The following is a 19539-nucleotide window of genomic DNA, read 5'->3' as shown; positions in this document are numbered from 1 at the left end:
TTAGATATGTTTGAGTGCTTGGCGCAAAACGAGTTCTGTGTTAAGTGAGGGTAAGTCTTTTAATTCATCCATAGCTTTCATGACTGCTTTTTCAGCTTGTTGTTTTTGATATCCGAGTTGCATCAATGCAAGTAACGCTTCCCTTGCAAAATTATTGTGTAAAGGTCGTTGAGTGCTTTGAATAGCAGACAACGATTCAAATTTATCTTTAAGCTCTAAAACAATCCTATCAGCAATTTTTTGTCCTACACCTTTCACTTTCCTTAGTATAGTTGAATCTTGATGCATCACAGCATCAATCAATTGAGACTGCTCAACGGAAGAGAGAATCATCCGTGCAATGGAAGGACCAACACCAGAAACACTAATTAAATGACGAAATATTTCACGTTCTTCCCGGCTAAAAAAAGCATACAAACTCACATTTTCTTCTTTGAAAATCATATGGACATACAGTAACGCTTCATCTTTCCCTCTCAAAAATTCATACGTAGGAAAAGTTATATGTAAATAAAAACCAACATTATTCACGTTAAGTACAACATGAACGGGTGATAGTTCTACTACACGACCTCGAAGAAAATCAAACATATCCCATTTTAGCAAGTGTTTTTTGCAAAGCTTTTTCAACCAGTTCGTTGGGTGGTGCAGGTATATAACCTTGTTCCATCATGGCATGAGTAAGAGACTGGGCATATTCAATATCTTTTTTAGCCCATGCCAAAGCTTCTTCGAAAGTAAGTTTTCGCCTAGCAACACCATCCTCAATAGCTTGCATGGCCACGCAAGCAGCTTCATAAGGAAACACTTCGCTCTCCTCCATAGTGGGAACAATGTATTCAGGATGAATGCCTTTTTTCTCAGCAAATTCGGCCACAGCATGAGCAGCAGCTATAGCCATTTCATCAGTAATTTTTCGAGCTCTCACCATAAGAGCTCCTTTGAGAATCCCAGGAAAACCAATGGAGTTATTCACCTGATTAGGAAAATCACCACGTCCCGTAGCTACAATAAATGCGCCTGCTTCTTTAGCTGCACAAGGATATATTTCAGGAACAGGATTAGCACAAGCAAACACGATGGCTTTCGGGTTCATCAGACGGATCCAATCTTGTTTTACCGTGTCGGGGCCTGGAGTAGAGAGAGAAATTAAAACATCAGCACCTTTCATGGCATCTTCTATGCGATCAATTCTCTCTGGATTTGTTTGCAGGCACAATTCCCATTTGCGGTAAAAACGCTTGTCTTGTTCAATGTCGGTTCTTCCCGCATGAAGAGCTCCCTTGCTATCAAACGCAATAATATGATGAGGATTAGCGCCATCCAAGATCAATAACCGGGCAATGGTCGTATTCGACGCACCAGCACCAAACAGCACAAACTTCGCTTCGTCCATTTTCTTCTCGGCTAGTTTAAGAGCATTAATTACCCCAGCAAGAGTAACACTTGCAGTTCCCTGAGCATCATCGTGCCAGACGGGTATATCACATTCTTCACGAAGCACGTCCAAAACCTCAAAACAATTGGGCTGACTGATGTCTTCAAGGTTGATTGCTCCGAAGCTATGCTGAACCATTTTCACAAAGTCGATGATTTTGCGAGGATTATTCTTCCCCGTCTCATCTCTACTATCCACACATAAAGCTACAGCGTCTACACCACCTAAATACTTCATTAAAAAGGCTTTTCCCTCCATGACCCCCAATCCTCCTGGGGGAGTCACATCTCCATCTCCCAACACACGAGTCGAATCAGAAACCACAGCCACCAAATTGCCGCGATTAGAAAGTTCAAAACTTACATCGTTCTCATCCCTAATGGCAGTTGAAATGGCAGAAACACCAGGCGTATACCACACATTAAACCAATTAAAACCTATCACAGGGGCTTTGGGAACCACCTGTATCTTGCCCCCAAAAAAACGATGAGCTAACAATGCCAGCTCCTTCAGAAATATTGTTTTAGCTTTAGCTAGTTGATCAGCAGTAAAACTGGATGGAAACAATTTTTCCAATTCTTGTAATGGATCATGAAAAAAAACAGACATATTGACTTTAAATTATTCCAAAATGTTTTCCTACTTTGACAAAAGCTTCTACAGCTCGGTCAATATGTTCATCTGTATGAGCTGCTGACAATTGGACACGAATTCTATCTTTTCCTCTTGGAACCACAGGATACGAGAAGGCGATCACATAAATACCTTCATCCAACATCTTATCGGCAAACTGCCCAGCTAACTTAGCCGAATCGGGATATTTACCAAACATAATGGGAGTGATAGGATGCTCACCAGGGAGAATATCGAACCCTGCTTCTGTCATCATACTTCGGAAACGTTTGGTATTCTTTTCAAGCCTGTCACGCAATTCGGTCGAAGCTGAAAGTAGATCAATAACTCGAATGGTTGCCCCCACGATAGCAGGTGCAAGAGAATTAGAAAATAAATAGGGACGAGATTTATTGCGAAGCCATTCAACGATGGTTTTAGGTCCTGCTATGCATCCGCCCGATGCACCTCCCATGGCTTTGCCGAAGGTTGTCGTGATAATATCTACTCTTTCAATCACGTTATGGTATTCATGTGTACCACGACCTTTTTTACCCATAAAGCCCGTGGCATGACTATCATCGATCATCACCATGGCATCGTATTTCTCAGCCAGGTCACAAATTTCATCCAGCTTTGCTATATCCCCATCCATACTAAAAACCCCGTCAGTTGCAATCATGATAAATCGAGCGCCCTCTTGCCGTGCTTCTTTAAGACAACGCTCTAGCCCTTTCGCCATTTTTCCTGTGGCAGGATCCAACTCTTCCACATCTCTCATATCGTTGTGCTTATATGCCCATCTCTTTGCCTTGCATAATCTAATCCCATCGATGATGGAAGCATGATTCAATGCATCACTAATGATGGCATCCTCAGGCCCCAACAATGGCTCAAACAAAGCACCATTGGCATCAAAAGCACTGGAAAATAAAATGGCATCTTCCTTGCCTAAAAATTCAGCAATTTTTTTCTCTAATTCTTTATGGATATCTTGAGTTCCACATATAAACCGAACACTCGACATCCCATAACCACGATAATCAATCGTCTCATGTGCTGTCTTGATAAGTTCAGGATGGGATGACAATCCAAGGTAATTATTGGCACAAAAGTTTAACACTTTCTTGCCTTTTACCACAATCTCTGGCCCTTGAGGACTTTCTATGATCCGTTCATGCTTATATAAACCACTTTCGTGTAATACTTTAATTTCTTTTTCTAAAAATTCTACAACTGTCTTGTGCATGGTTTAAAATTTTCACAAAAGTACATGAAACTTTTAAAATTTTATCCTGCCTCATAAAATTTTTAAGAATACCATGAGTTTTTTGATAAATACATACTAATTTTTTTGCTTTTCTGTAAAAAAGATCCTATATTTGTCATATGATAACAATCAGATAATTTACTAGGCATGATAAACTTTTTTTACGTATTTTTGTCTAAATAATAGTAAAAAATCTTATGAAGATGATGTATGAAAATTTTATTAAAAAATTAGTGATTATCATAGGAGCATTTGGTATTTCGCTAACTGCAAATGCTCAATCAATTGGAATAGGCAGTACTGTTTTTACACCTGATGCTTCAGCTATGTTGGAAGTTCAAGCTACCAATCGTGGGATTTTAATTCCACGGGTTGCTTTAACAAGCATCAACGATGCCGCAACTATTCCTTCTCCTGCCACATCGTTGCTTGTTTATAATACTGGAACTGGTGGTCTTTCCCCTGCAGGCTATTACTACAATGCTGGAACTCCTGCTGCACCCAGCTGGACTCTTCTGATTACTCGAGCTCATGCTTGGTTGCTGGCAGGAAATGCAGGGGTAGATTCAGCCACTCAATTTTTGGGAACTACCGATGCCAGACCTGTGATTATTCGAACCAACAATACAGCTCGTATAAGAGTTCTGACCAGTGGTCAAGTTCTCGTAAATGGCACCACTCCAGCTAGCTCTGCCGATCTTTTCGACGTATTTGGAAATGCTACCTATCTTTATGCCATCAATGGTTATGCCACTGCAAACAATGGGATTGGAGTATATGGTCAAAACGCTGTTAGTGGAGCAGGTGGAGGCGCTGGTGTTTACGGAATTTCCCTGCAAACAGGTGCTGGGGGAGTTGTAGGAGATGGTCTTAACAATACACGTGGTACCGTAGGAATTACCAACAATGCTAACTATGCTGGCGTCCATGCTCAACAGCTTCATGCTGATGGGGATGCTATATTCGCCGCTAATTCAGCCGCCAATGGAGCAGCAACAGGTTCCGCAATATGGGCTACTTCCGGCCAAACAGGAGGTGCCACCATCATGGCTGGCCTTCGCTCTAATAGTTATTTTTCTGGTACTACTATATCAGCCATCACCGATCAGAGCATCACTAATGGAAGAGCCATCATAGCTGAATGCAGTAACACCACAGGTGTTTCAATACATGGTCAAACCAGTGGCACACAAGCAATTGCAGTTTTAGGAATTAATAGCAGCACTACAGCCAACATTAACGCTACAGGAGTATGGGGGCAAACCTCTAATCCACGAGGATCAGGCGGTTATTTTGCCAACACAGCTGCAGCCGGAACCAACGATGGAATTGGAGTTTGGGCTGAATCACGTCAGTCCACAGGTGCAGCTGTCTATGCAAGAAACCTTCACAGCTCAGGAACTGGCGTCATGGCAAGTGGTAATAATGTTGCTACGAGCTTTTTAACTTTGGGATCTGGAGGTGCTTTCACCAGCACCAACTATGGTGTGGCAGGCTTTAAAAATGGAGCTTTAGCTGATAATACTGGAGGAGGTTATTTCATTGCTTCAACAACTACTAACGTTGGTGTATGTGTGGCATGTAGATCAGGAGGAGTGAATTATAAAATTTTAAACGTGGGAGCTTTTGGTGGTACTGCTTCCACCGACGTTTTAGGGCTTGAAGGTAAAAAGGACCGCCGTATTATGTTTGCTCCCGAAGCTACGGAAATATTCTTGCAAGACTATGGAAGAGGGCAACTCGTCAATGGTAAAGCACACATTAAATTAGATCCTATATTTGCACGAAACATCATTGTCAATGATACTTTTCCTTTGCATGTATACATACAACTCGAAGGTGATTGCAAAGGAGTTTATGTTGCCAACAAAACCAACGAAAGTTTTGATGTCATTGAATTACAAGGTGGGACATCCAACGTACCTTTTACGTATTTTGTAACAGGTCATCGTCGAGACTATATTGATCCAGAAACAGGTGAGCTTATTTCCAAACATCAAGGAGTAAGGCTTCCCTTAGCACCCGAAGCTCTTCCACTTTCAGAATTTAAACGAGAACCACTTCCCAACAAAGAACCTGTTCCTTCCATAGAAAGACAGAAAAAGGCAGATCCACTTATAGTGAAACCATTAAAAAATTTAAAACATGAAGAATAAAAATTTTATTGTTGCATTGTTTGTTTCCACGTTCAATCTCTTTCTAATTGCACAAAACAACGCACTGATATTACACAATGATGTAGTTCTTAACATCACCAATGGAGCTGTTCTCAATGTAGCTCAGTCAAATCAAAATGGCATTATACGATCAGGGACAGCCAATGGTATCATTCGAAGCGAAGGTGAGTTGAACAGGGTAGCTTGGCATATCAACAACGCTACGGGAACTTACGTGATTCCCTTTGGGGTAACCACTGCTGCTGCCGATCAGTTGCCTTTTACCTATCAAATTACGGGTGCCGGCAGTAATCCAGGTGTTCTGGTCGTAAGTACATATCAAACTGCTGCTAACAATACTCCTTTTCCCACTGTAGCTCCAGCAGTGACCAATACGAACGCATGTTGGCCCTCTGGTAGTTGTGTGAACAGATCTCTTTATGCTGTTGATCGTTATTTTATTTTACGCAAAGTCAACTGGACCACCAACCCCACCAGTACGATTACCATCCCTTACCGAGATGTGGAATGGGCAGCACCTAATACCATTACAGAAGCCAACATTCAAGCAGAATATTGGGATGGGACCAAATGGATGCCTGGCTGGTACCTTAATCCACCATTGCTTGGAACTGTAAATACCGCTACGAACGTAGTTTCTAACATAAACGCAGGAAGTGGTAATTTTTATACGTGGATACTGGTAGATAGAACCAATCCTTTGCCTGTGGAACTTGTATCTTTTACTGTGAGTTGTCCCGACAATAAATCACCTCTCATTGAATGGATTACACAGAGCGAAACCAACAACGCTTATTTTGTACTCCAACGCTCATTAGATGGCTCGAGTTGGGAAGCTATCGCTACCATCACCGGAGCTGGCACATCTAACGAACCAAAATATTACTCCTATCGAGATTTCGATGCAAAAGGCAACATGTTTTATTATTCCATCAAACAAGTTGATTTCGATGGAATTCAACACGACGGGCCAGTAGCCAACACAACATGTTCGGCTCCCCTTTCTCTGACAGCTAATCAATTCAATATTTACGGAAACCAGCATGATCTTGTTTTTATTTCCTTCAATTCGCAGAAAGACGAAAACGTCCATGTGAAAATATTCGACTTGCTAGGTCAAATAATTTACCAAAACACGTTTACTGCTAATCCAGGCATGAACACTTTCAGGATCTTCCTGCCCAATCTTCCGAAATCATATTACATGATTCAAGCAACAACTTCTGATAAACAAGAAGTGAGGAAGCTTCTTCTAGGTAAAAATCAATAACATAAGGCCCGCCGAAAGGCGGGTTTTTTTATATTCAAGTAAATTTGCAAAAAAAAGTGAACATCATTAAGCATACCCTTTCCAATGGCCTAAAAGTACTTATTTCTAAAAACACATCCACACCTATTTCTTATGTTAATATTCTTTACAACGTTGGAGCTAAGCATGAAGATCCTGAAAAAACAGGTTTTGCTCATCTTTTCGAACATCTTATGTTCGGAGGTAGTCGGCATGTTCATGAGTATGATCATGTAATTGAGGAAATTGGCGGTGAAAACAATGCTTTTACTAACAACGATTTTACCAACTATTACGTAAGTTTCCCAGGCAACAACTTGGACACGGTATTATGGGCTGAATCCGATAGGATGAATGATCTTGCTATCAACGAAGAAAAACTTACTATTCAAAAACAAGTGGTCATCGAAGAATTTAAGCAAAGATATTTGAATGCACCTTATGGCAGAGCTTCGCACGAACTAAGAAAACTCTCTTATCAAGTTCATCCTTATCGCTGGCCCACCATTGGACTTGAACTAAATCACATTGAACGTGCTACTTTGCAGGATGTTCAAACATTTTATGAAAAATGGTATAATCCTGATAATGCCATTTTAGTTTATATCGGTCCGATCGATCCCGAAGAAGTATTCAAAAAAATTGAATACTGGTTTGGTGACATACGAAAAAATCGAACTATTCATTTACCCTTACCTGCTGAACCAAGCCAAACAGAAAAGCGACAGAAAATCTTAAAAGAAAATGTACCCTTTAGAGCTGTTTATCGAGCATATCACATGCCTTCCCGGATGGATCCTCAATATGTTGTTTGCGACCTTATATCTGATCTTTTGTCGGAAGGTAGATCTGGCCGACTCGAACAACACCTTGTTAAGGACAATCCCATTTTTTCGAGTATTTCAGCTTACGTAGGTGGCGATATCGATCCTGGACTGTTTTATATTGTCGGTGAACTGAGGGAAAATGTATCATGGAATCAAGCTTTAACTGCACTTGACAAAGAATTACATGCAATTTGTGAAGGGAATTTCTCTGACGATGAACTTATAAAAGCAATTAATCAACATCAATTTGTCTTTTCTTCTTCACTCGTGTCTATGCAAGAAAGAGCTGTACAGTTAGCTTTTTTTGAACTACTTGGTGATTGGTCTTTACTCCTCAGACAAAATCAGATCTATCAATCTATTACTCGTGACGCGATCATCGAAGTTGCCCAGCAAATTTTTTCAGAACACAACTGCTCCGAAATTTTGTATGAACCCCTCGACAAATGAATCTGAGATGAAACACAATTCAAAACCTTCATTGATTCCAATTTCTTATTTCGAACCTTCTGTTCCCCAGAAGCTTAAAATAGATGAGAACCTTACTCTACATCTCCTACCGTATGAGGGAGATTTTGCTCAGTTTATCTTTGTTTTACCCATTGGGAAAAAAAATGAAAAAAAATTACTTCAAGCAAGTTTCACGGCATTAATGTTATTGGAAGGAACCAATAGGAAGACATCGAGCGAAATAGCTTTTGAATTTGACAAGCTCGCTTCTGAAATCAACATTCACACATCCTTAGAACACACTATTTTTTCTATAGCTACGATAAAAAACAATGTCGAACCCGTGATGAATCTTTTTTTTGAATGTCTTTTCAACTCGGTGTTTCCCGAGAAGGAACTTCATACACTTCTTCAACAACATCGACAAGATTTTATGATTAAAATTCGTAAACCCATGTTTAAAGCACGTACCCTTTTCCCCTCCTTACTTTTTGGCGATCAGCATATAGCATTTAAACCCACCACAGATGAAGATTTTCTTCATGTCGGCACTTCTGATCTTCATGCATTTTATCATCATTACCCATGGGATAAAATTCAAATATTTTTCACCGGAGATCCTTCCTGCATAGATAAAGTAGACTTTACCCCACTTGTTAAAGCTGCTCAAAATACCACATCTCATGAAGAACAAATTCTTATTTGCCATCCCACTAAGGAAAAAGAAAAAATCGATTATGTTCCCGAATCTGCCCAATCGGCTATTATTTTAGGAAAACCCACCATAACTTTCAAGCATCCCGATTATCCAGCATTTTACTTCCTTAACGTAGTTTTAGGTGGTTATTTTGGCAGTCGACTCATGAAAAACATACGTGAAACTAAAGGATACACTTATGGCATCTATTCAGATATAACTTCGCACAAAACATTATCTTTCTGGGCTATTTATTCCACCGTAAACAAAGAAAAAACTCAAGATGCTATTAATGAAATTTTCCACGAAATTCAACGTTTATTAGATGAAAAAGTTCCACTAAAAGAACTGACTAAAGTGAAAAATTATATCAAAGGGGTATATCTTTCGAATTTTGAAAATGAGTTCACTACCACGCAATATTTTGTCTCTTTGTACAAACATGATGTTGATCCTCTCTCATACGGAAAATATTTTTGGAATGAGGTAGATCATATGGATCCAGACAAGTTACTTAAAGTTGCCAATCAGTACCTTCAACCCGATGAACTTAAAATTTTGATTGTTACCTCGTGATGAGAAAAGTTTGTGTTTTCTTTTTCATGGTTATATCATACTCTTTGGTTGGGTTGGATCCTCCTTCTTTTCGATGCATTGAGGTTTTGCCCAACGGTGACGTTCGTCTTTCTTGGCTGCCACCCGCTGATCCAACTTTTATTTTTGATGCATATTTGATTTATTCTTCTGCCCAACCAACAGGGCCTTTCGTTCTAGTAGACCAAATTAGCAATTACAACCAACTCTCTTATATCCATGTGGGTGCTTCTGCACAAAATCAAATCAAGTATTATTATCTTGTTACCAGGTATAATGCTCCTAATTTCCAATACTCTATTTCATCCGACACTCTAGCGACCATGAAACTATCAGTCATCAATCCCATGAATGGCATAGCTCTTCTCCAATGGAATCCCCTACATGCCCCACTTTTAAATACACATTCTTCCTACCAAATCTGGATGGAATATCCCCAAAATGACTGGAACATCCTTGCCACAACAACAAACACTCAACATACCGACACCATTACCGTCTGTCATGACAGCATTACATATCGTATTCAAGTGCAAGATCAAAGCGGCTGTGTTTCTATTTCCTCGCTTTCTGGTGGAGTTTTTCAAAACCTCATTCCACCTGTTAATCCCGGAATCGACAGCGTTAGCATACAAAATCCGGTTGGGCATGCTTTGATTGGTTGGCATCCCTCACCTTCGACCGATACTCGTGGTTACGTCATTTATTTCTTTTCTTCAATGGCGTGGGTTCCTATAGATACCGTCTGGGGGAGGTTTAATACATCCTATGTCAATACATCTTCACAAGCCAATTCTCAAGTTGAGACCTACGCCATAGCATCTTTCGATTCATGTCATCGTATTAGTCCTATTTCATCACCCCATTCAACCATTCTTCTCAAAGCATCCTATGATTCCTGCCAGCGCAAAGTTTTTTTGCAATGGAGTGCATATCATGCATGGACGGCAGTCAAATATCTTGTTTACCGCAAAATAAACAGTTCATCATATACATTGGTCGACAGTACCCAGCAACTTTATTATACAGACTCGCTTCATGTATCTCAAGGAACCTACTGCTACTTCATTAGAGCCAAACAACTTGGAAAAAGCTCATCTTCTAATGAAATTTGCTTTGATGTAAACCTTCCCCCTTTGCCACAATTTGTTTATCTCCGAAAAGCAACTGTTTTCCCGGATGGATCTACTCAACTTTCATGGTTCGTCGATCCATATACCACCATTTCCAGCTGTAAAATCTACTCTTCTCTCGACAAGTACCAATGGAAATTGTTAAATGAGATCCCTTATCATCCTTCTGGTCACTACAGTTGGATTGACGAAAATAAAATAGCCAACGAACGACCAGTTTATTACAAAATCACTACCACCGACATCTGTGGAATTGAGCATGTTAGTTCCAACGTAGTTAGAACAATGTTCCTAAAGGCTTATCCCGGCGAACAACTCATGAATAACCTTGAATGGAACTTATATGAAGGATGGAATGGTTTTTCACATCTTTACCTCATAAAAACTCCCACACATTACATTGATACTTTAGTTCTGGAGCTGGATCCCACCTTTAACTCTTTCCAAGATGATGTCTCCTTATGGAACGAAACAGATGGTTATTTTACCTATCGCCTCATGGCTGTAGAAAACAATTTAAATCCTTTTGGGTTTCAAGATACCGTATTTTCCAACATTGCTTACGTACGACAATGGCCCAGGCTTTTTGTACCCCAAGCCTTTTCACCAGAAGGATATAACAAGACATGGTGTGTGTTTGGAGTATTTGTAGATAAGGCTACGTATTTATTACAGATTTTCAATCGTTGGGGAGAATTGATGTTTGAAACTACATCTCTCGATGATTGTTGGAACGGCATCAACGACGGTAAAAGTGCTCCACCCGGAGCCTATATTTATCAGATTCTTATGACTTTTCCTGATGGTACCCAGTTTAAGAAAAATGGTCCGGTTATTTTGATACGATAAAATTTTGATTTGTACAATGTTTTTTTGACTCTAAAAATATTACAAAACTGACATCACATTTATTTGTTCCATTACTCCATCAGCTTCATCGTACCTGCAACAACAAAGGAAGCTTTTAATCCACTTAAGTTCATCATGCAAGCTAATCACTAACACTTCTGGGACAACACCATCAGACTAAAAAAGTTTAGCGAGAAACACAAAAGTAAGTTTAACCATCGAATATTCTTCGAAATTTCACAAAGTTATGACGGATACAATGCAAAAGAGAAACAATATTTCACCTCACAAATGTTACAGCTTACGTATTTTTCAAAATCGTTGATATGGATAAAAAGCATCCGTATCTAAACTATCAGAGACACTATTGTTGTCATATGCAAAAACTAAGTAATAATCAATCCATCAAATATGAATTTATCTGAAAACTTCTTGATCATGAGATTGTTACTTTCTGATTTTCGACAATAGAACAAAGAAAGAATCAAAAGTTACTTAATTTATTTGGTCATTATGGGATTTTCTTTTGAAAAAGAAATACAAGTAGGTATATGAAACCATGAACATTATTGTTCCTATTAAAAATACAAATGGTTGCCAATTGAAAATATTCCACACAACTAAAATATAAAGTGCTAAAAGTAGCGCAAGCACATTAGGCACCAGGTAAAGAAAATACCCCCAGTATTTTCTCAAGGCCATTAACAAAGCTCCTATCCATTTAACCATGAACATGATAAAAGCACCCCAAAATAAAGCATAAATCTTAGCAGGTGAAATTTTGGAAGCAAATATTTTAACCGTAGATTCAAAATCAGGATTAAACACAACATCCTGAAAAAACCATAAACATTCAAAAAATGTAACAACTGAAGTCAACGCAAATAAAAACCATAAAAAATATCGATGAAGAAGTAATGTTCTCATTTTTTAAACAAAAATAAATAAATTTTGTACATTGTCATACTTTTAAAAAAATTAATGAAAAAATTAGTTAAATTATCACTACAATATAGGCATGAGTAGATAGGCATGAGTAGAAGCTACATCAGTTATGAAGTTTCGAGATATAAAAGACTATATCGTCATTTATAAAACCATGAATTAAAAAAAGTAATTATTGAACAATTTAATCAGAGGTTTTTCGCAACAATTGAATATTACAGCGAAAATTATTTAGCGAAAATAAATTAACCTAACAAAAATAATTACATGTAAGTGGAAGAAGCATTAGCTTGTAGCCCCGACAGGAATCGAACCTGTATTTGAAGTTTAGGAAACTTCCGTTCTATCCATTGAACTACGGGGCCACGTTGCAAAAATAAAAAAAATTAAGACTCTTTTAGGCTATACGATATTACTCTTGAACTTGTTCTTCTCCACCTATATGCCCATGCTCATCAAAAAAATCCACAAACCAAAACATAAAAAAGATTTGATTCAAGAAAATTAATAACACATTTTGTGTTTTTCAACTAATGTATTACACTGAAATTGATTTTATTTCTTAATTGGAATTTTTGAAACAATTTTTTTTCTCAGAATGAAGTATACAACTTCAAGAGCATGAAAAATTGATATGTCAAAAAAATTAAGAAAAAATTAATTGAAAGTTTTTTTCTGAATTTATCCGAACCCAAATTCATATCATCAAAACAACTAAATTTTAATGGTTTTTGATCATATTTGAAAAAATGATAGGTTTGCAAAAAAATGCATCATTTATCCATTTCACCTGTTGATGGGAGATATTATTCGCTTACAAAGGATTTGTCGTCGTATTTTTCCGAATTTGCCCTAACCAAATATAGAATTCAAATAGAAATCGAATATTTTATAAACCTGAAAAAAACAATTCCTCAACATATTTCTTTAAAGGATGAAGATGAACATCAACTTCGCTCCTTACTTGACAAATTCGACCAAAAGGAATTTGAGAATATTAAAATCATTGAAAAAACTACTAATCACGACGTTAAAGCAGTCGAAATATACCTTCGTCAGAAGTTTGATGAATTAGGCCTTACGTCAGTTAAAGAATGGATTCATTTTGGACTGACTTCTCAGGACGTAAACAGCGTAGCTTTCACTCTCATGGTTAAAAATGCCTTCGAACAAATTATGCTACCTATTATGAGAGAACTCATCGAACTACTTACCAGTCAAGCTCATTCATGGCTTAATATATGCATGCTGAGTAGAACCCATGGTCAACCAGCTTCTCCTACCACATTAGGCAAAGAATGGATGGTATTTGCTGAACGACTGCAAAATATTCTTACTCAATTGGACCAACATCTTTTCACGACTAAATTTGGTGGTGCCGTTGGGAATTTCAATGCACACTATGCGGCATTTCCTGAAATTGACTGGGTCCTTTGGGCAAATTCATTCCTCGAAAGAACTTTTTCTCTCAAGCGTCAACAATGGACTACACAAATCGAACATTACGATACCCTTTGTTTATTTCTGAAAAAAATGGCTTCGTGGAATACCGTATTGATTGACTTGAACAAAGATATTTGGTTATACATCATGCAAGACTATTTCCTTCTGAAAAAAGTAGATGAAGAAGTGGGCTCATCTACTATGCCTCACAAGATTAATCCTATAGACTTCGAAAACTCTGAAGGTAATTTGTACGTGGCCAACGCTTTGTTTTCATTGTTGGCTGAGAAACTTCCAGTTTCAAGACTGCAGCGAGACCTGACAGATTCGACTGTTATTCGAAACATAGGGGTACCATTTGCCCATAGTCTTATTGCATATAAAGCTTTGCTCAGAGGATTGAAAAAACTTGAAGTTAATCAAGATAGAATAAAAGAAGACCTTACCGTCCACTGGGAAGTTATCACCGAAGCTATTCAGACCATCCTTCGCAGGGAAGGATTCCCAAATGCGTACGATACACTCAAGCAACTTGCGAGAGGTAATCGTCAGCTTGATCAGCAATCAATCCATCGTTGGATCGACACCCTCCCCGTTTCTAACGAAGTGAAAGAAGAACTTAAAAACATCACGCCTTTTAATTATATTGGTTTTTTGAAGAAATACGGTTCATGATGGACTCTGGTATTTTTTCAAAAGATCATGGGCCTATATATCGTGAAACATGGCTTTATCTTCAAAGAGGAGAAAACTCTTTCATAGTAGAACCTTGGAATGCTTATAGCTCTCTTCTTTTTATAGTAGGTGCTTTCTTAATCTACATCTACTTACGAAAAAAAAGAATTTCTTTTCCTTTTATGCAATTTGTTTTTATACCCCTTCTTTTTTTGGGAGGATTAGGAAGTACGTTCTATCATGCGTTTCGCGCACATCGATGGATCATGTGGCTAGACGTCATGCCTATGTTCGTTCTTACACTTGCTATAAGTTTCCATTTTTGGCAAAAAATCACCCACCGCAGTTGGCTTACCATCTTGATTTTGATCTTTTTTATTCTCAGTAGAATGACTGTTTTCGAGTTGTTACCACTTCAACTGGCTATCAATGTGAGTTATGCTATTGTAGGAATTGCTATGGGATTGCCCTTATGTTGGGTTGCCTATAAGACCCATTTTTATAAACTATCATTCCTTATTGGAGCTATGATCATGTTCGTGATAAGCTTATTCTTTCGCTGGTTAGACGATATCTCTCTTAATTCTATGCCCATCGGTACTCATTGGCTCTGGCACGTGTTTTCCACCATAGGAAGTGTTCTTGCAGGAATTTACATCATTCACCTCTTTATGTATGAAAAACATGGATTTCGCAACATATGACATAAAAAACAAAATCGAAACAGGAATTCGTCTTACCGAAGACGAAGTTTTTTGGATGTTCGAAAATTTCTCTTTGCATGAATTATCTTTTCTTTCATTGCGACGCAAAAAAGAAATTTCAGGAAATTACGTTTTTTTTAACCGCAACATTCACATAGAGCCAACCAATTATTGCATACATCATTGTACTTTTTGTTATTTTCGAGCTAATCATCCGCAGGATGGTTATATCCTTTCAGAAACAGAAATTATACAACGTATTAAAAGTGTAGCCGACCAAATTACTGAAGTTCATATCACAGGTGGAATTATTCCAGACCTCGATCTTCAATACTATAAAAGTCTTTTTCGAAAAATTAAAAAACTTTTTCCTCACATATCCATTAAGGCTTTAACAGCTATTGAGCTTCAATACCTTTCCGAAAAAGAAAAAATCTCTTTAAAAGATCTTTTGACGGAACTAAAAGATGCAGGTCTTAATGCCATACCCGGAGGTGGAGCAGAACTTTTCGATGAAAAAATCAGACAAGATTTTTTTCCCGAAAAACTTTCTGCAAGAGAATGGCTCAACATACATAAAACAGCCCACCAACTCGATATTCCTTCAAACGCTACCATGCTCATGGGCCTTGGAGAAACCATCAAAGAACGGATTCATCACTTGAGTCTCGTTCGTTCTTTACAAGATGAAACTCATGGTTTTCATGCATTCATTCCTCTGCTCTTTAGAAGTCCGGAAAAGAAAACTCGCATCAACATCATCGAGATCATGAAAACTTTTGCTATTGCTCGCCTTTTTCTCGACAATATCCCACATCTTAAAGCTTACTGGCCATCACTTGGCATCGACACTGCCCAAATAGCTTTGCTCTATGGAGCTGATGACCTAGACGGAACCATATTTACTTCTACCGTTATTTACCAACGCACAGGATCAATGAAAAAAACACATTTATCTCTCAACGACATTGTTCAACTGATTAAAGATGCTGGTTTTTTGGCCGTAGAGAGAGACACGACCTATCAAATTTATAAACAATGTGTTATTGATTTAAGTGTTTGATTGCTGAAAAAATTTTTCAGTGTAAAATCCTTTCTTTCCTAAACTTTTGTTAGGTCTGAGGCAAAAAACTTCAAAAAAAAATATCAACCCTAATTTCAATAATTGAAGATTAGCGGCTTTTAAAGATCTCATCATATCAAAATCAGTGTAGCATTTAATTGCTGGCATTTATAGCCGTTTTTATTTTGTTTTTTTTTAACATAAGAAACAATAAAAAAGCATTACTTGTTGTTTTGTATCGAATTGTAGCTTCACTTATGCAAGGTCAGAATTTTATAAGATCATCAATTCGTGGTTTTATTTTCGTGATAACCAGTTTTCTACATAAAACTCTCAAGGCAAAATTTAAATAAAGGTTATTATCCAATAAAAAAGTAAACAGTGTTTTGGGTCATCACATTATGAAATTACCAATTTCGCTTATTGCCCTAAAAATAAAGTAAATGGTTAAGTTTAGCACAGCTTTTTGTGATATATCAATTACAATTCAAGGAGGTATAATACAATCAATTACCATTACATATTGTTGCTTTTGAGCTTTTGTAAACATACTGCTCAATGTCTTTTTCGTGTGTAGTATTATTTCAGTCTTTAGTACGGTGTTGCTCCAATCACTTCAAAATCTAAATCATTTACGTTTTTGTTTTTATCTATTTTGAATCTTAACTTCTTAGTTGAATTCGGTGGAAATATTTCGTAAAAAGTCAAATCTTTGTTTCCAATTTCTGTACCCGTTTTTGACTTATACGTTACTCTGATAACTACATCCTTATACCTTGCTACTAACGCCTCATTTGTGATTTCACATTCTACAATAAATTTGTCACCTATAAAGTTTTCCCTGTAATAGTAAATTCCATTTAAAAAGTCTTCTGGTCTTGCATTCTCAATTTCTTCAATAGCCATCTTGAGTTCCTCATAACTCATTTTATGTTCTTGAAAGCTATAAAAGTTAATATCACCATTGCTTTCTCTTATATTGCCGATCATAATACCGATGCCAATTAATAAAAATGCTATTATGATAAAGAGAATTAACCTACCGACTTTTCTTTTCTTTTTAGGATAAATAGTTTTATCTTGTGGTTTTGTTTCTTGCTGGATATATTCTTTGTTGAATGTTAAAGTGATTTGATCTGTCTTGAGAGGAGGTGGAACTGAAACGATCAATATATCTTTAAGTTCATCAATATTCTCTGCCGAAGTCCAGTTAGGAAGTCCTTCAAACCAAATTAGTGTATCTTTATTAACGCCCCTTTTTTTCAATTCGTTAATGTCAAATGGTCCTTGTGGTTCTATTCCATTATGTATAAAATACTTCCTCATAATTCATATAATTTTAAGGTGTAATTAAAGACAAACTTAAAAAATTATTACTAAGTAAATAAAATTTTTATTAAAGGATATGTGCTTTTAGTTCAAAGCTTTCATGTCGACACTAGGAAAATATCGTCATGAAACATCAAGAATTAAATTTCATAAACATTATTGCATATTAAGTATTTTGTACAAAATTTACCTTAGGTTGCTTTTGGGTAGTTTTATTCTCGGAAGGGAAAGTTGGATAAGTTGTGTTAAGCTGGTGATACAATTAAATAACATGAGTTTTCGGGTAGCAATATAATTTTTTTGATGTTTTCCTAAAACTTGCTAAAGAATAATGTTTTTTCTTGCTTTTTTATCTCATGATTGTAGCTTTTTTATGTGCATTATTGAAAGTACATTATGTGATTTACATTGTTTTGCTAAAATGTCATTGTAGCATTTACTTATTGATAAAAAATATTATTTGAAATAATTTTTATTTTTGTTCACACCTAATTAAAAAACCTATGAAAATTGGCATATTAAAGGAAATTACGCCGGATGAAAAACGGGTGGCTGCTGCGCCCAAAAACATTCCGCGGTTTAAAAAAATGGGATTTGAAGTTCTTGTTGAAAAAGATGCAGGGGTTGAAGCACTCTATCCTGACACTCAATACGAAGGAGCTGGTGCTACGATTACTACCAGAGAAACAATTTTCAAGGAAGCTGATCTCATTCTCAAAGTCCTACCACCTACTATCGAGGAAGTGGCTATGATGAAAGAAGGCACTTTGCTTATGAGTTACCTCTATCCAGCAATGAACCAAGATTTACTCAAAAAGCTTGCTGAGAAAAAAGTTAACGCTATTGCTATGGATGCTATTCCACGAATATCACGAGCACAGAAAATGGATGTGCTAAGTTCGATGGCTAATATTGCTGGGTATAGAGCTGTGATAGAAGCTGCTTTTAACTTTGGACGTTTTATGAACGGACAAATTACTGCAGCTGGCAAAGTAGAGCCTGCTAAAGTATTGGTGATTGGTGCTGGTGTAGCGGGATTAGCTGCCATTGGAATTGCCAAGTCGCTTGGCGCTATCGTTCGTGCCTTCGATACGAGGAAAGAAGTAAGAGAGCAGATTCAATCCATGGGGGCTCAGTTTCTGACGGTTGACATTGAAGAAGATGGTTCTACCGAATCTGGGTACAGCAAAGAAATGAGCCAAGCTTTCATTGAAGCTGAAATGGCTCTATTTAAAAAGCAAGCTCAAGAAGTAGATATCATCATAACCACTGCTCAGATCCCAGGTAAACCTGCACCAAAACTTATACTAGAAGATCACGTCAATGTAATGAAACCTGGTTCTATTATTGTTGACTTGGCTGCTAGCACAGGAGGAAATTGTGTTTTAACTAAACCAGGAGAAATTTATACAACACCAAATGGGGTCACCATTATCGGTAAAGTTAATATGATGCCCATGCAAGCTAGTTTTCTGCTTGGGAACAATTTTGCCAACATGCTAGAAGACATGAGAAAAGACGGCCAGTTTTTCATCAACATGGACGACGACGTAGTAAATAGGGCTATGGTTGTCTATCAAGGTGAAATTCATTGGCCTCCTGCCCCTTTAGCTGTTTCAGCTAAAAAAGCTGCTACACCCACAGCTCTTCCAACACCAGAAGAATTAGCTGCTCAAGAAGCTAAGAAATCCCGTCGCAAAACCATTATGTCTTTTGTATGGCTAGGAATTATCGCTATTCTTTTTTACCTGTTAGGGCAAGTAGCACCTCCTGCTTTTATGTCTCATTTTACCGTTTTTGTTCTTTCTGTTTTTCTAGGTTGGAATCTCATTTGGAATGTTACCCATGCTTTACACACACCTCTTATGTCTGTGACAAATGCCATCAGTGGAATTATTGCTGTTGGTGGAATTCTCATGATGGGTGAGGATTTAACTAACCCCATCACCATCATGGCTTTGATTGCTTTCTTCATTGCCAGTATCAATATTGTTGGAGGTTTCTTCGTCACTTATAGAATGTTAAAAATGTTTAAAAAATAAGCC

Annotated in this window: 14 protein-coding genes and 1 tRNA gene; 9 read left to right on the top strand and 6 right to left on the bottom strand. The window is 37.5% G+C overall.

The features are described from left to right. The 3 genes from ruvA to N2Z72_02635 are packed head-to-tail and all read right to left on the bottom strand — an operon-like array spanning position 1 to position 3299. Positions 1–591: a Holliday junction branch migration protein RuvA gene (gene ruvA, locus N2Z72_02645; protein MCX7696575.1), complete on the bottom strand. Its 591-nt coding sequence runs from the start codon at positions 589–591 to the stop codon at positions 1–3. Continuing rightward, the gene (locus tag N2Z72_02640) at positions 584–2047 is read right to left on the bottom strand and encodes an NADP-dependent malic enzyme (protein ID MCX7696574.1); all 1464 of its coding nucleotides are present in this window, start codon (positions 2045–2047) and stop codon (positions 584–586) included. The genes ruvA and N2Z72_02640 overlap by 8 nt, the downstream gene beginning before the upstream one ends. 7 nt (positions 2048–2054) lie before the next feature. After that, positions 2055–3299 carry a glycine C-acetyltransferase gene (locus N2Z72_02635; protein MCX7696573.1) on the bottom strand — a complete coding sequence of 415 codons (1245 nt, stop codon included), beginning with the start codon at positions 3297–3299 and terminating at the stop codon, positions 2055–2057. Between the two features lie 218 nt (positions 3300–3517). Between N2Z72_02635 and N2Z72_02630 the strand changes: the two genes are divergently transcribed. Genes N2Z72_02630 through N2Z72_02610 form a run of 5 tightly spaced genes read left to right on the top strand, consistent with a single transcriptional unit; the run spans position 3518 to position 11335 of the window. Beyond that, positions 3518–5476: a hypothetical protein gene (locus N2Z72_02630; GenBank protein MCX7696572.1), complete on the top strand. Its 1959-nt coding sequence runs from the start codon at positions 3518–3520 to the stop codon at positions 5474–5476. Next, a complete protein-coding gene (locus N2Z72_02625) occupies positions 5466–6767 on the top strand; it encodes a T9SS type A sorting domain-containing protein (GenBank protein MCX7696571.1) in 1302 nt (433 codons plus the stop codon). The genes N2Z72_02630 and N2Z72_02625 overlap by 11 nt, the downstream gene beginning before the upstream one ends. A gap of 56 nt (positions 6768–6823) precedes the next feature. Beyond that, the gene (locus N2Z72_02620) at positions 6824–8062 is read left to right on the top strand and encodes an insulinase family protein (protein ID MCX7696570.1); all 1239 of its coding nucleotides are present in this window, start codon (positions 6824–6826) and stop codon (positions 8060–8062) included. 7 nt (positions 8063–8069) lie between these two features. Beyond that, positions 8070–9335, top strand: a complete 1266-nt coding sequence (locus N2Z72_02615) for an insulinase family protein (protein ID MCX7696569.1) — start codon at positions 8070–8072, stop codon at positions 9333–9335. Next, on the top strand, positions 9335–11335 hold the full coding sequence (locus tag N2Z72_02610; GenBank protein MCX7696568.1) for a gliding motility-associated C-terminal domain-containing protein: 2001 nt from the start codon (positions 9335–9337) through the stop codon (positions 11333–11335). The genes N2Z72_02615 and N2Z72_02610 overlap by 1 nt, the downstream gene beginning before the upstream one ends. A gap of 495 nt (positions 11336–11830) precedes the next feature. Here the strand turns inward: N2Z72_02610 and N2Z72_02605 are convergent, their stop codons facing one another. Together N2Z72_02605 and N2Z72_02600 are read right to left on the bottom strand one after the other, a co-directional pair. Beyond that, positions 11831–12262: a hypothetical protein gene (locus tag N2Z72_02605; GenBank protein MCX7696567.1), complete on the bottom strand. Its 432-nt coding sequence runs from the start codon at positions 12260–12262 to the stop codon at positions 11831–11833. Between the two features lie 311 nt (positions 12263–12573). Next, a tRNA-Arg gene (locus tag N2Z72_02600) sits at positions 12574–12645 on the bottom strand. A 403-nt stretch (positions 12646–13048) separates the two neighbouring features. On the opposite strand from N2Z72_02600, the gene purB reads away from it, so the two are divergent. Genes purB through N2Z72_02585 form a run of 3 tightly spaced genes read left to right on the top strand, consistent with a single transcriptional unit; the run spans position 13049 to position 16165 of the window. Next, positions 13049–14398 (top strand): adenylosuccinate lyase, encoded by a 1350-nt coding sequence (gene purB / locus N2Z72_02595; protein ID MCX7696566.1) that lies wholly within the window; start codon positions 13049–13051, stop codon positions 14396–14398. Next, the gene (locus tag N2Z72_02590; protein MCX7696565.1) at positions 14395–15102 is read left to right on the top strand and encodes a ceramidase; all 708 of its coding nucleotides are present in this window, start codon (positions 14395–14397) and stop codon (positions 15100–15102) included. The genes purB and N2Z72_02590 overlap by 4 nt, the downstream gene beginning before the upstream one ends. Further along, positions 15083–16165: a radical SAM protein gene (locus tag N2Z72_02585; protein ID MCX7696564.1), complete on the top strand. Its 1083-nt coding sequence runs from the start codon at positions 15083–15085 to the stop codon at positions 16163–16165. The genes N2Z72_02590 and N2Z72_02585 overlap by 20 nt, the downstream gene beginning before the upstream one ends. Before the next feature lie 591 nt (positions 16166–16756). Here the strand turns inward: N2Z72_02585 and N2Z72_02580 are convergent. Beyond that, positions 16757–17491, bottom strand: a complete 735-nt coding sequence (locus tag N2Z72_02580) for a DUF4339 domain-containing protein (GenBank protein MCX7696563.1) — start codon at positions 17489–17491, stop codon at positions 16757–16759. 506 nt (positions 17492–17997) lie between these two features. Here N2Z72_02580 and N2Z72_02575 point away from each other — a divergent pair. Further along, positions 17998–19536 (top strand): Re/Si-specific NAD(P)(+) transhydrogenase subunit alpha, encoded by a 1539-nt coding sequence (locus N2Z72_02575; protein ID MCX7696562.1) that lies wholly within the window; start codon positions 17998–18000, stop codon positions 19534–19536. Positions 19537–19539: the final 3 nt, after the last annotated feature.

It is taken from the genome of Bacteroidales bacterium (assembly GCA_026418905.1).
GTDB lineage: Bacteria > Bacteroidota > Bacteroidia > Bacteroidales > DTU049 > JAOAAK01.
Note: the sequence above shows the minus strand (reverse complement) of the source record. Positions and strands in the feature narration are given on the sequence as shown.

Bases quoted from the DNA above. Each gene is read 5' to 3' on its own strand.
- N2Z72_02615 (MCX7696569.1), top strand. From the start codon at position 8,070: ATGAAACACAATTCAAAACCTTCATTGATTCCAATTTCTTATTTCGAA.
- N2Z72_02605 (MCX7696567.1), bottom strand. From the start codon at position 12,262: ATGAGAACATTACTTCTTCATCGATATTTTTTATGGTTTTTATTTGCG.
- N2Z72_02590 (MCX7696565.1), top strand. From the start codon at position 14,395: ATGATGGACTCTGGTATTTTTTCAAAAGATCATGGGCCTATATATCGT.
- N2Z72_02625 (MCX7696571.1), top strand. From the start codon at position 5,466: ATGAAGAATAAAAATTTTATTGTTGCATTGTTTGTTTCCACGTTCAAT.
- purB (MCX7696566.1), top strand. From the start codon at position 13,049: ATGCATCATTTATCCATTTCACCTGTTGATGGGAGATATTATTCGCTT.
- N2Z72_02630 (MCX7696572.1), top strand. From the start codon at position 3,518: ATGAAGATGATGTATGAAAATTTTATTAAAAAATTAGTGATTATCATA.
- N2Z72_02585 (MCX7696564.1), top strand. From the start codon at position 15,083: ATGGATTTCGCAACATATGACATAAAAAACAAAATCGAAACAGGAATT.
- N2Z72_02610 (MCX7696568.1), top strand. From the start codon at position 9,335: ATGAGAAAAGTTTGTGTTTTCTTTTTCATGGTTATATCATACTCTTTG.
- N2Z72_02575 (MCX7696562.1), top strand. From the start codon at position 17,998: ATGAAAATTGGCATATTAAAGGAAATTACGCCGGATGAAAAACGGGTG.
- N2Z72_02640 (MCX7696574.1), bottom strand. From the start codon at position 2,047: ATGTCTGTTTTTTTTCATGATCCATTACAAGAATTGGAAAAATTGTTT.
- N2Z72_02580 (MCX7696563.1), bottom strand. From the start codon at position 17,491: ATGAGGAAGTATTTTATACATAATGGAATAGAACCACAAGGACCATTT.
- ruvA (MCX7696575.1), bottom strand. From the start codon at position 591: ATGTTTGATTTTCTTCGAGGTCGTGTAGTAGAACTATCACCCGTTCAT.
- N2Z72_02635 (MCX7696573.1), bottom strand. From the start codon at position 3,299: ATGCACAAGACAGTTGTAGAATTTTTAGAAAAAGAAATTAAAGTATTA.